General features: G+C 71.5%; 9 protein-coding genes. 5 read left to right on the top strand and 4 right to left on the bottom strand.

Annotated features, from left to right (window positions below):
* Positions 1-42: 42 nt before the first annotated feature.
* The 3 genes from dusB to ACWDVG_RS00590 all read left to right on the top strand — a co-directional run bounded on the left by dusB (position 43) and on the right by ACWDVG_RS00590 (position 5760).
* On the top strand, positions 43-1179 hold the full coding sequence (gene dusB / locus ACWDVG_RS00600; RefSeq protein WP_451694745.1) for a tRNA dihydrouridine synthase DusB: 1137 nt from the start codon (positions 43-45) through the stop codon (positions 1177-1179).
* Positions 1180-1534: 355 nt separating this feature from the next.
* Entirely contained in the window at positions 1535-4246 is a 2712-nt protein-coding gene (ppdK, locus tag ACWDVG_RS00595; RefSeq protein WP_451695094.1) for a pyruvate, phosphate dikinase, read from the top strand.
* Between the two features lie 491 nt (positions 4247-4737).
* Positions 4738-5760: a helix-turn-helix domain-containing protein gene (locus ACWDVG_RS00590; protein ID WP_451694744.1), complete on the top strand. Its 1023-nt coding sequence runs from the start codon at positions 4738-4740 to the stop codon at positions 5758-5760.
* On the opposite strand, the gene ACWDVG_RS00585 is transcribed toward ACWDVG_RS00590, so the two are convergent.
* Entirely contained in the window at positions 5730-6890 is a 1161-nt protein-coding gene (locus tag ACWDVG_RS00585) for an alkaline phosphatase PhoX (RefSeq protein ID WP_451694742.1), read from the bottom strand. The genes ACWDVG_RS00590 and ACWDVG_RS00585 overlap by 31 nt on opposite strands.
* Positions 6891-7086: 196 nt before the next feature.
* Here ACWDVG_RS00585 and ACWDVG_RS00580 point away from each other — a divergent pair, with 196 nt between their 5' ends.
* Together ACWDVG_RS00580 and ACWDVG_RS00575 are read left to right on the top strand one after the other, a co-directional pair.
* Positions 7087-7566, top strand: a complete 480-nt coding sequence (locus ACWDVG_RS00580) for a group III truncated hemoglobin (RefSeq protein WP_451694740.1) — start codon at positions 7087-7089, stop codon at positions 7564-7566.
* A 112-nt stretch (positions 7567-7678) separates the two neighbouring features.
* Positions 7679-8092 (top strand): VOC family protein, encoded by a 414-nt coding sequence (locus ACWDVG_RS00575; protein ID WP_451694739.1) that lies wholly within the window; start codon positions 7679-7681, stop codon positions 8090-8092.
* A 129-nt stretch (positions 8093-8221) separates the two neighbouring features.
* Here the strand turns inward: ACWDVG_RS00575 and nirD are convergent, their stop codons facing one another.
* From nirD to ACWDVG_RS00560, 3 genes are all read right to left on the bottom strand, one after another.
* A complete protein-coding gene (nirD, locus tag ACWDVG_RS00570) occupies positions 8222-8512 on the bottom strand; it encodes a nitrite reductase small subunit NirD (protein WP_451695093.1) in 291 nt (96 codons plus the stop codon).
* A 71-nt stretch (positions 8513-8583) separates the two neighbouring features.
* Complete coding sequence (gene nirB, locus ACWDVG_RS00565) at positions 8584-11112, bottom strand: nitrite reductase large subunit NirB (RefSeq protein WP_451694738.1); 2529 nt, start codon at positions 11110-11112, stop codon at positions 8584-8586.
* Complete coding sequence (locus ACWDVG_RS00560) at positions 11109-12305, bottom strand: NAD(P)/FAD-dependent oxidoreductase (RefSeq protein ID WP_451694736.1); 1197 nt, start codon at positions 12303-12305, stop codon at positions 11109-11111. The genes nirB and ACWDVG_RS00560 overlap by 4 nt, the downstream gene beginning before the upstream one ends.
* Positions 12306-12482 lie beyond the last annotated feature (177 nt).

Raw genomic sequence — 12482 nt, 5'->3', positions numbered from 1 at the left:
TACGGCTGACGGAAGGCTCGGGCGGTACGCGACAATGGGTCCATGACCGCGTTCTCCCCCCTTGCCATCGGGCCGCACATCGTGCAGCCGCCGGTGGTGCTCGCGCCGATGGCCGGCATCACCAACGCTCCCTTCCGCACCCTCTGCCGCGAGTTCTCCGGCGGCAAGGGCCTGTTCGTGAGCGAGATGATCACCACGAGGGCACTGGTCGAACGCAACGAGAAGACCATGCAGCTCATCCGCTTCGACGAGACCGAGAAGCCGCGCTCGATCCAGCTGTACGGCGTGGACCCGGTGACCGTCGGCAAGGCCGTGCGGATGATCGTCGACGAGGACCTCGCCGACCACATCGACCTGAACTTCGGCTGCCCGGTCCCCAAGGTGACCCGCAAGGGCGGCGGCTCCGCGCTCCCGTACAAGCGACCGCTGCTGCGGGCGATCCTGCACGAGGCCGTGACCAACGCCGGCGAGCTGCCGGTCACGATGAAGATGCGCAAGGGCATCGACGACGACCACATCACGTACCTCGACGCGGGCCGGATCGCGGTCGAGGAGGGCGTCACCGCCATCGCCCTGCACGGGCGCACGGCGGCCCAGCACTACGGCGGCACGGCCGACTGGGACGCGATCGCCCGGCTCAAGGAGCACGTGCCGGAGATCCCGGTGCTCGGCAACGGCGACATCTGGTCGGCCGACGACGCCCTGCGGATGATGCGGGAGACCGGCTGCGACGGCGTCGTCGTCGGACGCGGCTGCCTGGGCCGTCCCTGGCTCTTCGCCGACCTGGTGGCCGCCTTCGAGGGCACCGCCGCCTATGCCCAGCCGGGGCTGCGGGAGGTCGCGGACGCGATGGTGCGGCACGCGCGGCTGCTCGGCGAGTGGCTGGGCGACGAGGCGCGCGGTGTCGTCGACTTCCGCAAGCACGTCGCCTGGTACCTGAAGGGCTTCTCGGTCGGTTCGGAGATGCGGAAGAAGCTCGCGATCACCTCGTCCCTGGACGAGCTGCGCGCTCAGTTGAGCGAACTCGACCTGGACCAGCCGTGGCCGGTGGGCGCCGACGGGCCCCGGGGTCGTACGTCCGGAAACAACCGGGTCGTCCTGCCGGACGGCTGGTTGAAGGACCCCTACGACTGCGCGGGCGTGAGCGAGGACGCCGAGCTGGACACGTCCGGCGGCTGAGATTCGGCCGTTCCGGAGGAGTGATCCTCGCCACCCTTGAGGGGTGTGGTGCTCAGATGAGCAGGTTACGGGTGGCTGCACGGCCTGAAGGGTGGCACTGAGTGCCACCCTTTTTGTGTTCAAGAAGTGAACACAAACGCTCCTCAGGGCGCTCAGGTGAGCGTTAAACCCCTAGTTTGAGTCAAGGGGCCTTCGGGGTATGAAAGCGGAAGCTACCCCTCAGTTACTTTCGAAGTGCTGGCGGACGGGTGGTTAAGGCCATGTGACCGCTAGGCGTACCTCCCCAGAAGCCTTCGATCTGGGTATGTTCCTCGCCGTCAGGGCAGCCAACCGAGTCGTCGAGGAGTCGAGACCCGTGTCGGAAAATATTGATCAGAAGTTCGTGTACGACTTCACCGAGGGCAACAGGGACCTGAAGGACCTGCTCGGTGGCAAGGGCGCCAACCTCGCCGAGATGACCAACCTCGGTCTGCCGGTGCCCCCGGGCTTCACGATCACCACCGAGGCGTGCAAGGTCTACCTCGACAGCGGCTCCGAGCCGGTCGAGCTCCGCGACGAGGTCAGCGCGCACCTCGACGCCCTCGAGCAGAAGATGGGCAAGAAGCTCGGCCAGGCCGACAACCCGCTGCTCGTCTCCGTCCGCTCGGGCGCCAAGTTCTCGATGCCGGGCATGATGGACACCGTCCTCAACATCGGCCTCTCGGACGCGTCGGTCGTGGGCCTCGCGCAGCAGGCCGACAACGAGCGCTTCGCCTGGGACTCGTACCGCCGCCTCATCCAGATGTTCGGCAAGACCGTCCTCGGCGTCGACGGCGAACTCTTCGAGGAGGCCCTCGACGAGGCCAAGGCCGCCAAGAAGGTCGCCAGCGACACCGACCTCGACGCCGCCGACCTGAAGGCGCTCGTCGAGCGGTTCAAGGAGATCGTGAAGGCCGACACCGGCCGCGACTTCCCGCAGGACCCGCGCGAGCAGATGGACCTGGCCATCAAGGCCGTCTTCGACTCCTGGAACGGCGACCGCGCCAAGCTGTACCGCCGCCAGGAGCGCATCCCGCACGACCTCGGCACCGCCGTCAACGTCTGCTCCATGGTCTTCGGAAACCTCGGCCCGGACTCCGGCACCGGCGTCGCCTTCACCCGCGACCCCGCCTCCGGCCACCAGGGCGTCTACGGCGACTACCTGCAGAACGCCCAGGGCGAGGACGTGGTCGCCGGCATCCGCAACACCGTGCCGCTCGCCGAGCTGGAGTCGATCGACAAGACGTCGTACGACCAGCTCATGGAGATCATGGAGACGCTGGAGACCCACTACAAGGATCTCTGCGACATCGAGTTCACCATCGAGCGCGGCCAGCTCTGGATGCTCCAGACCCGCGTCGGCAAGCGCACCGCCGGTGCCGCCTTCCGCATCGCCACCCAGCTCGTGGACCAGGGCCTCATCGACGAGGCCGAGGCGCTCCAGCGCGTCACCGGCGCCCAGCTCGCCCAGCTGATGTTCCCCAAGTTCGACGAGAACGCGAAGGTCGAGCAGGTCGGCCGCGGCATCGCCGCCTCCCCGGGCGCGGCGGTCGGCAAGGCCGTCTTCGACTCGTACACGGCCGTCAAGTGGTCCCGCTCCGGCGAGAAGGTCATCCTGATCCGCCGCGAGACCAACCCGGACGACCTGGACGGCATGATCGCCGCCGAGGGCATCCTCACCTCGCGCGGCGGCAAGACCTCGCACGCCGCCGTCGTCGCCCGAGGCATGGGCAAGACCTGTGTCTGCGGCGCCGAGGAGCTGGAGGTCGACACCAAGCGCCGCCGGATGACCACCGCCTCCGGCACGGTCGTCGAGGAGGGCGACGTCGTCTCCATCGACGGCTCCACCGGCAAGGTCTACCTCGGTGAGGTACCCGTCGTGCCGTCCCCCGTCGTCGAGTACTTCGAGGGCCGCATGCACGCCGGCGCCGACGACGCCGACGAGCTGGTCCAGGCCGTCCACCGGATCATGGCCTACGCCGACCGCGTCCGACGCCTGCGGGTCCGCGCCAACGCCGACAACGCCGAGGACGCCTCGCGCGCCCGCCGCTTCGGCGCCCAGGGCATCGGCCTGTGCCGCACCGAGCACATGTTCCTCGGCGAGCGCCGCGAGATGGTCGAGCGCCTGATCCTCGCCGACACCGACGAGGAGCGCGAGGCCGCCCTGGCCGAGCTGCTGCCGCTGCAGAAGAAGGACTTCGTCGAGCTCTTCGAGGCGATGGACGGCCTGCCCGTCACCGTCCGGCTCCTCGACCCGCCGCTGCACGAGTTCCTGCCCGACATCACCGAGCTCTCGGTGCGCGTCGCCCTCGCAGAGGCCCGCAAGGACCCGAACGAGAACGACCTGCGCCTCCTCCAGGCCGTGCACCGGCTGCACGAGCAGAACCCGATGCTGGGCCTGCGCGGCGTCCGCCTCGGCCTGGTCATCCCCGGCCTGTTCACGATGCAGGTCCGGGCGATCGCCGAGGCCGCCGCCCAGCGCATCGACGCCAAGGGCGACCCGCGCGCCGAGATCATGATCCCGCTCGTCGGCACCGTCCAGGAGCTGGAGATCGTCCGCGAGGAGGCCGAGCAGGTCATCGCCGAGGTCCAGGCGCGGACCGGCGTCGAGCTGAAGCTCGCGCTCGGCACCATGATCGAGCTGCCGCGCGCCGCCGTGACCGCCGGCCAGATCGCCGAGGCCGCGGAGTTCTTCTCCTTCGGCACCAACGACCTGACGCAGACGGTCTGGGGCTTCTCCCGCGACGACGTGGAGGCCTCGTTCTTCACCGCGTACCTGGAGAAGGGCATCTTCGGCGTCAGCCCCTTCGAGACCATCGACAAGGACGGTGTCGGCGCGCTGGTCCGCAGCGCCGTCGAGTCCGGCCGCGCCACCCGCCCCGACATCAAGCTCGGCGTCTGCGGCGAGCACGGCGGCGACCCCGAGTCGGTGCACTTCTTCCACGAGGTAGGCCTCGACTACGTCTCCTGCTCGCCGTTCCGGATCCCGGTGGCGCGCCTGGAGGCGGGTCGCGCGGCGGCCGAGTCCAGGGGCAGCGACAGCCGCTGACCCCCGCAGGGCCACCGGGGCCGCCGTCGGTCACCCCACCCTCACCGGCGGGCGGCGGCTCCGGAACCGAAAGGGACGGGACGGACACCTTTGTGCGGAGGTGTCCGTCCCGTCGTTTGAATTGTGGGCGGGAAGTGAGTTCCTGTTCAATTACAGCCGATTGAATTATTGGCTGTTGAACTTTCCCGTTTCTGCGGCAAAGAACGGGACAGGCGCGGCCTCCGGATCCCCACCCGGAGGCCGCGCCCTTTACCCGTGTCGGGCAGGTGAGCCGCAACCTCGCCGACCGCCGCCGGACGCGCAAAGCCCCCCACGGTCTTCGACACGTCACCTCGGTCCTGAAGGTTTCCTGCCCGACACGCACAGCTTTTCGGTTCACCCCCGTTCGCCGCGACGCTTTTCAAGTGTGGCTGAAACACCCTGGTAACAACCTGTGATGCTGTGCATACTCGACGTCGGGGGCGGTTGCGAGTGCACAGGTGGGGACCTACATGCTGCGGATTCATTTCACCGGGGAAGACCTGGCGGGAGTGAGGACGGCCGCACGGCCGGACGTTCTGTGGGAAACGATTCTCAGCTTTCACCGCTTAAGGGACCGCCGGGGAACGGTCGTCTACGGAGAATGGCGCTCCGATACGCGCATGCGGCTCGGCGGCGAGACCCGGCTCCTGGCCGCCCTCGTGCCCAGCCGGGGCTATTTCCCGGACTTTCTGACGCCCGCCGAGGGCGTCGTCGGACTCGACGAGGGACTCCAGGCCATCCGCGCCACGGACCCGGGCCGCCTCGCCGACGAACTGTCGCTCCTGGCCGCCGACCGCAGCGGCGCCCGGACGGTTCCGCACTCGCTGCGCGCCCTCGCCGACGGCGGCGCGCAGCCCTTCGACCGGCTCATCGGCGCCCTGCGGAGCTACCACCGGGCCGCCGTCGAGCCGTACTGGCCGCACATCAGGGCCCGCGTCGAGGCCGACCGGGCCCGCCGCGGCCGGGCGCTCCTGGACGGCGGAGCCGAGGAGCTCCTCAGCTCGCTGCCGCCGATGCTGCGCTGGCGGGCGCCCGTCCTCGAGGCCGACTACCCGGTCGACCGGGACGTCCACCTCGACGGGCGCGGGCTGCTGCTCCAGCCGTCGTACTTCTGCCGGGGGACCCCCGTCGTGCTGCGCGACCCGGCGCTGCCGCCGGTCCTCGTCTACCCCGTCACGCACGGCGAGGCGCCCACCGTCCGCACCCCGGGCGGCAACTCGCTCGCCAAGCTCGTGGGCCAGACCCGCTCCACGGTGCTGCGTGCGATAGGCGACGGCGGGACGACCAGCGAGCTGGCCCGCCGCGCCGGGGTCTCGCTCGCCTCGGCGAGCCAGCACGCGGGCGTGCTCCGCGAGGCCGGGCTCGTCGCGACCCTCCGCCACGGCAACGCGGTGCTGCACACGCTGACGCCGCTGGGCGCCGCCCTCCTCGGCGGCGCCCAACGACCCCTGGAGCCGGACCGCTACGCGCGGAACGGGCCGGTCACCTCGTAGGTGATGCCGCCCGATGAGCTGCCCGAGGTGCCGCGCTGGCTGGAGAAGTACAGCCGCCGGCCGTCGGGGGAGAAGGCGGGGCCGCAGATCTCGGAGCCGGACTGGCCGTTGATCCGCAGGAAGGGCGCGACCGTGTCGTCCGGCGTGATCAGGCAGATCTCCATGTTGCCGCCGTCCTCGGCGATGAAGAGGTCGCCGGAGGAGGAGCCCGTGACGTTGTCGACGCCGGTCAGCGGGGCCGCGCCGCTGGGCACCAGCGAGTCGTCGTAGGCCAGCTCGTAGGTGTTCGCGGCGAGGTTCAGCTGCCAGAGGCGGTTGTCGCCCTTGGTGGTGAACCAGACGGTGTCGTTGGCGTAGTGGCAGCCCTCGCCGCCGTTGAAGACCTTGGCGCCGGAGACCTGGTAGCGGGTGGCGGTCGGGGAGCCGTCCGGGTCCGGGACGTTGGCCCAGGTGAAGGAGCCGGAGGTGGCCGTGCCGGCCTTGAGGACCTGGAGCGTGCCGGAGGAGAGGTCGCCCCAGGTGGTCGGCACGAAGCGGTAGAACTTCCCGTCCGACTTGTCCTCGGTCAGGTAGACCACCCGGCGGACCGGGTCCGCGGCGGCGGCCTCGTGGTTGAAGCGGCCCATCGCGGCCCGGCGGACGGCGGCGTTCACGCCCCACGGGTCGGTCTCGTAGACGTAGCCCGTGTCGACCTCCTCGCAGGAGAGCCAGGTGTTCCACGGCGTCTTGCCGCCCGCGCAGTTACGGTTGGTGTTGGAGAGGATGCGGTAGGCGGAGGTGACGGTGCCGGTTGAGTTGAACCTGATCGCGCTCGCGCCGCCGGTGCTGGAGATCTCCGAGTTCGAGACGTAGATCCAGCCGGTGCCGTCGGCGTAGCAGGCGCCGCCGTCGGGAGCGCTGTGCCAGGTGTACGAGGTGCCGGGGACCGTCTGGCCGGACCGGGCGATGACCCGGCTGGTGAAGCCGCTGGGCAGCTGGATGCCGTTGGCGTCGGCGGCGCCGAGCGCTCCGTACGGGCCGGCGCCGGGCTGGGCCGGGGCGGCGTAGGCCGCGCCCCGCATCAGGGTGCCGCCGAAGGCGGCCGCCGACGTGCCGATGACCGCTCCGCGCAGGAAACTGCGTCGCTCCACGTCTCACTCCAGGGGTGGTGGTTTGGCCCGCCGCACGGTCAGCGGCGGGGGTCGCGCGCTACGGGAACCTAGGAGTACGGAGTTGACTGTGCATCAACAAGCGATGAAGCGGAAGCGGCCGGGGGCGGGACCTTCGGCACCGGGAGCACGGGGCGGGGCACTGGGGGTACGGGGCGGGGCGCGGCACACTGGGGGCATGTGCGCCACCCGGGACCCCAGGGACATCAGCGGCCGAGCCGACCTCGACACGCTGCTGCGCCGCTTCTACACGGCGGCCTTCGCCGACCCCCTCATCGGGCCCTTCTTCACGGAGGTCGCGGGCACCGACCTGGAGGCCCACCTCCCGCGGATCACCGACTTCTGGGAGCGCGCCCTGTTCCGTACCGCCGCCTACGGCCGGGACGCCTTCGCCCCGCACGCGGCCCTGCACTCGGCGCGGCCCCTCACGGCCGCCCACTTCGGCCGCTGGGTCCAGCTCTGGCGCGCCTCCGTGGACGGCCTGCACCGGGGGCCGGTCGCCGAGCGCGCCAAGGGGCAGGGCGAGCGGATCGCCGTCGCCATGCTGCGGCGGCTCGCGGGGCCGGAGGCGGCCACCGGGGCCGGGGCGGCGGGCGGCGGGGGAGCGGGCGGCGGATTCGTACCGCTGGCGGCGCTCGCGCTGCGGACCGTGGCCTGAGCCGAAAAGATGTCCGGGAGAGCGATGAGTTCCGGGCGCCCCGACCGTCCAACCTCTCGACAGCGCCCGCACCGAGCACGCGGGCCGGCGACGGAGGAGAGAGAGAACCACCATGGCCCCCCAGATGATCTTCGTGAACCTGCCGGTGAAGGACCTCGACGTCAGCAAGGCCTTCTACGAGAAGATCGGCTACTCGATCAACCCGCAGTTCACCGACGAGACCGCCGCCTGTGTGGTCATCAGCGACACGATCTTCGCGATGCTCCTCACCGAGGAGAAGTTCCGGAGCTTCACCGCCCCCGGCAAGGAGATCGCGGACGCCGGACGGACCACCGAGGTGCTCCTCACCCTCAGCGCCGAGAGCCGTGAGAAGGCCGACGAGCTGGCCGACGCGGCGCTCGCCGCCGGCGGGAGCCCGGCGAAGGAGCCGATGGACCTGGGCTTCATGTACGGCCGCTCCTTCGCCGACCCGGACGGCCACCACTGGGAGGTCTTCTGGATGGACCCGGCCGCCGCGCAGGGCTGAGCCCCGGGCCCGGGCGCAGCAGGCCGCGACGAGGGCCGGGGCCGGAGTCGCCGGGACAAGGCCGGGCCCTCGCGGGCCCGGCGCGGGGTGTGGTTCGGTCACGTATCCCCAAGGTCCCGCACGGCGGGGCTACTTCACCCGGACCGGGAAGACCGCCACCGCGACCTCGTCGTCGTCCAGGCACCGCCCCGTCTCCAGGTCGAAGCGCTGCTTGAGCAGCGGCGAGGCCACGAACGGCCGTCCCTCCGCCGAGCCGATCAGACCCCGGGCCAGCACCTGCGCCCCCGTGAACGGGTCGCGGTTGTCGATCGCGTACGTCCGGCCCGCCCGGTCCCGGAAGACCGCCGCCTGCCGGCCGTCCGGCAGGAGCGCCGCCATGCCACGGCCCGGCGTCAGCCGGGACTCCTCGCAGACCGGCATCCACTGCTCGGGGGAGAGGGAGAGTTCGAGCGTCGGCAGGGTCGTCCGCGGTGTCGTCGGCGATGTCGTCATCAGGATGAGGCTCCTTCCAGGGTGCCGACCGGCGAACCGATCGTCAGGATCATGAGGTCCGGCTTGATCTGGTCGCGCTCCGGCACGAACCGGACCGTCGGATCCGGCGTCTCCGGCGCGTTCACGAACGAGACGAAGCGCCGCAGCCGCTCCGGGTCGTCCAGCGTCTGCGCCCACTCGTCCTGGTAGTCCGAGACGTGCGCGGCCATCAGCGCCTCCAGCTCGTCGCAGAGCCCGAGCGAGTCGTGCACCACCACGTCCTTGAGGTGGTCGAGCCCGCCCTCCAGGCGCTCCAGCCAGGTCGACGTCCGCTCAAGGCGATCCGCCGTCCGGATGTAGAACATCAGGAACCGGTCGATGAGCCGCACCAGTTCGGCGTCCGACAGGTCCTGCGCGAGCAGGTCCGCGTGGCGCGGCGTCGCGCCGCCGTTCCCGCCGACGTACAGGTTCCAGCCGTTGGCCGTCGCGATCACGCCGAAGTCCTTCGACTGGGCCTCCGCGCACTCGCGGGCACAGCCCGACACCGCCGACTTCAGCTTGTGCGGGGAGCGCAGGCCCCGGTAGCGCAGCTCCAGCTGGATCGCCATCTTCACCGAGTCCTGCACGCCGTAGCGGCACCAGGTCTGCCCCACGCAGGACTTCACCGTGCGCAGCGCCTTGCCGTACGCGTGCCCCGACTCGAAGCCCGCGTCCACGAGCCGGGTCCAGATCGCCGGCAGCTGGTCCACCCGCGCGCCGAAGAGGTCGATCCGCTGGCCGCCGGTGATCTTCGTGTAGAGCCCGAAGTCACGGGCCACCTCGCCGATCACGATCAGCTTCTCCGGGGTGATCTCACCGCCGGGGATGCGCGGCACCACCGAGTAGGAGCCGTTGCGCTGCATGTTGGCGAGGAAGTGGTCGTTGGTGTCCTGGAGGGACGCCTGCTCGCCGTCGAGGATGTACCCGTTGTTGAGGGAGGCCAGGATCGAGCCGACGGTCGGCTTGCAGACCTCGCAGCCCTCACCGCCGCGCGCCTCCGGCCTGCCGTGCGAGTCGAGCAACTCCGCGAACGACGTCACCCGCAGAGTGCGGGCGATCTCGTAGAGCTCGCTGCGGGTGTAGGTGAAGCAGGCGCAGAGCCCTTTGTCGGCGGCCGCCGGAAGCAGCTTCTCGATCACCTTCACGCAACTTCCGCAGCCCGTGCCCGCCTTGGTGCACTTCTTCACCTCGGGCAGCGTCGCGCACTGGCCGATGGCGTGCTTGGTCACGTTGTGGCAGGAGCAGATCACCGCGTCGTCCGGCAGCGCCGAGGGGCCGAGCGACACCGGAGCGCCCGCACCGGCCGGCAGCACCAGCTGCTCCGGCGAGACCGGCGGCTTCGTGCCGGTCAGCGGGCGCAGCAGCCCGTACTGCTCGGCGTCACCGACCAAGACGCCGCCGAGCAGCACCCCGTCGCCGTCGATGACCAGCTTCTTGTACACGCCCGAGCGGGAGTCCGAGTAGACGACGTCGAGGCAGCCCTCGGCCGTGCCGTGCGCGTCGCCGAACGAGGCCACGTCCACCCCGAGCAGCTTCAGCTTCGTCGACATGTCCGCCCCGGTGAAGCCCGGACCGGTCTCCTCGTCGGCGAGGACCGAGGCGACCGTCTGCGCCATCTCGTACCCGGGCGCCACCAGGCCGTACACCCGGCCGTCGGAGGCGAGCGCGCACTCGCCGATCGCGAAGACCGCCGGGTCGGAGGTGCGGCACTGCTCGTCGACCGCGATGCCGCCGCGCTCGCCGACCGTCAGGCCGCAGTCCCGCGCCAGCTGGTCCCTGGGCCGCACACCGGCCGAGAACACCACCATGTCCGTGGCCAGTTCGGAGCCGTCCGACAGTCGCATCCCGGTGACCGCGCCGTCCTCGGCGACGACCTCCTGCGTGCCCGTGCCCGTGTGCACGGTCAGGCCCATCTGCTCGATCGTGCGCAGCAGCGCCGCGCCGCCGCCCTCGTCGACCTGCACCGGCATCAGCCGCGGCGCGAACTCCACGACGTGCGTGTCGAGGCCGAGGCCCTTGAGCGCGCCCGCCGCCTCCAGGCCGAGCAGACCGCCGCCGACGACCGCGCCGGTCGTCGCCGTCTTCGCGTACTCCTCGATGGCGAGGAGGTCCTCGATCGTCCGGTAGACGAAGCAGCCGCGGGCGTCCTTGCCGGGGACCGGCGGGACGAAGGGGTACGAGCCGGTGGCGAGGACGAGCGAGTCGTACGCGAAGACGCGCCCCGAGCGGGCGGTGACCGTACGGGCCTCGCGGTCCACCGACTCGGCCGGGTCGCCGACGTACAGCTCGATGCCGTGCCTCTCCATGAAGCCGTCCTCGACCATCGACAGGTCGTCGGGCGTCTTCCCCGAGAAGTACGAGGTCAGCTGCACGCGGTCGTAGGCGGGGCGCGGCTCCTCGCAGAGGACCACCACCCGGGCCCGCCCGGTGACGCCACGGTCGGCGAGCGACTCCAGGAAGCGCTGGCCGACCATTCCGTGGCCGACCAGAACGATGGTGGGGATGGTCATGAGGAGCCTCCGTCGTGGGTGAGCAGGTGGAGCAGCGGGGCCTCCGGGAGGGCTTCGTCGCCCTCCCAGGCCCGGGCGAGCGCGCCGACCGCGGCCAGGTCGCCGAGGAGGACGCCCCCGACGAGCCGGTCCCCGCGGACGACGACCTTGCGGTACGCGCTGCGCGTGGCATCGGTGAGCTGGACGACGTCGTCGCCCGGCAGGGGGGTGGCCTCGCCGAAGGCGGCGAGGTCGAGGGGCCGCGCACCGCCCAGGGTGAGCCGGGTGAGGGCGCGGGTGCCGGTGTAGCGGGGACCGCCGGCCGACTCGGCGAGGAGCACGTCCGCCAGGACGTCCGCCTGTTCCAGGGCCGGGCCCGCGAGGCCGTAGACCTGGCCGGCGTGCTCCGCGCAGTCGCCGATCGCGTGGATGTACGGGTCGGAGGTGCGCAGCTCGTCGTCGACGACGATCCCGCGGGCGACGTCGAGCCCCGCCTCCCGGGCGAGCGCCACCCTCGGCCGCACGCCGCACGCCAGGACCACGACCCGCGCGTCGAGCACGAAGCCGTCGGCCAGCTCGACCGCCGTCACCGCCCCGTCCCGCTGCCGCAGACCGCTGACCCGGCACTCGGTGTGCACCTCGACGCCGAGGGCCTCGACGTGCTCCCGGAGCAGCGCGGACGCCTGCGCGTCCAGCTGCCGCTCCATGAGGCGCTCGCCCTGCTGGGCGAGGACCACCTCGGCCCCCAGCGCGGCCAGCGCCCGCGCCGCGGAGACGCCGAGGAGACCGCCGCCGATGACGACCGCCCGCACCCCGGGCCGCACGACCGCCCGCAGCGCGAGGCAGTCGTCGAGCGTACGGAACGGGTGGACGCCCTCCGGGAGCCGCGCCCCGTGCACACCGCGCAGCGGCGGCAGCACCGGGTTGGAGCCGGTGGCCAGGACCAGCCGGTCGTAACCGACGAGCGTGCCGTCGGCGCACTCGACGGTCCGCGCCGCCCGGTCGATGCGCACCACCCGCACCCCGGAGCGCACCGGCTCCCGGGCCTCGGGGAGGGCGATGACCTCGGGGGCGTACCGCCCGGCGAGGACGTCGGCGAGCAGCACCCTGTTGTACGGTGCGTGCGCCTCCTCGCCGAGGAGGGTGACGGGCAGTCGCTGGGCGAGGCGGAGGCCCGCCGTTCCGCCTCCGACCACCACGATCCGTGTACTCATACCCGGAAGGGTGCGGGGCGGGTGTTACCCGACGGCATCCCGACTGTTTCCCGTACGGAACGCTGACCTCAGTCCTCGCCGCAGGCCGCTGTGAGGGCCGCGGCGGGCGCCACGCGGGGCCGCCGGGCACGGCCGCGGGGCCGCCGCGCGTGCGCAACCTCAGAGGTAGCTCAACGA

It is taken from the genome of Streptomyces sp. NPDC003327, from assembly GCF_053589515.1.
Note: the sequence above shows the minus strand (reverse complement) of the source record. Positions and strands in the feature narration are given on the sequence as shown.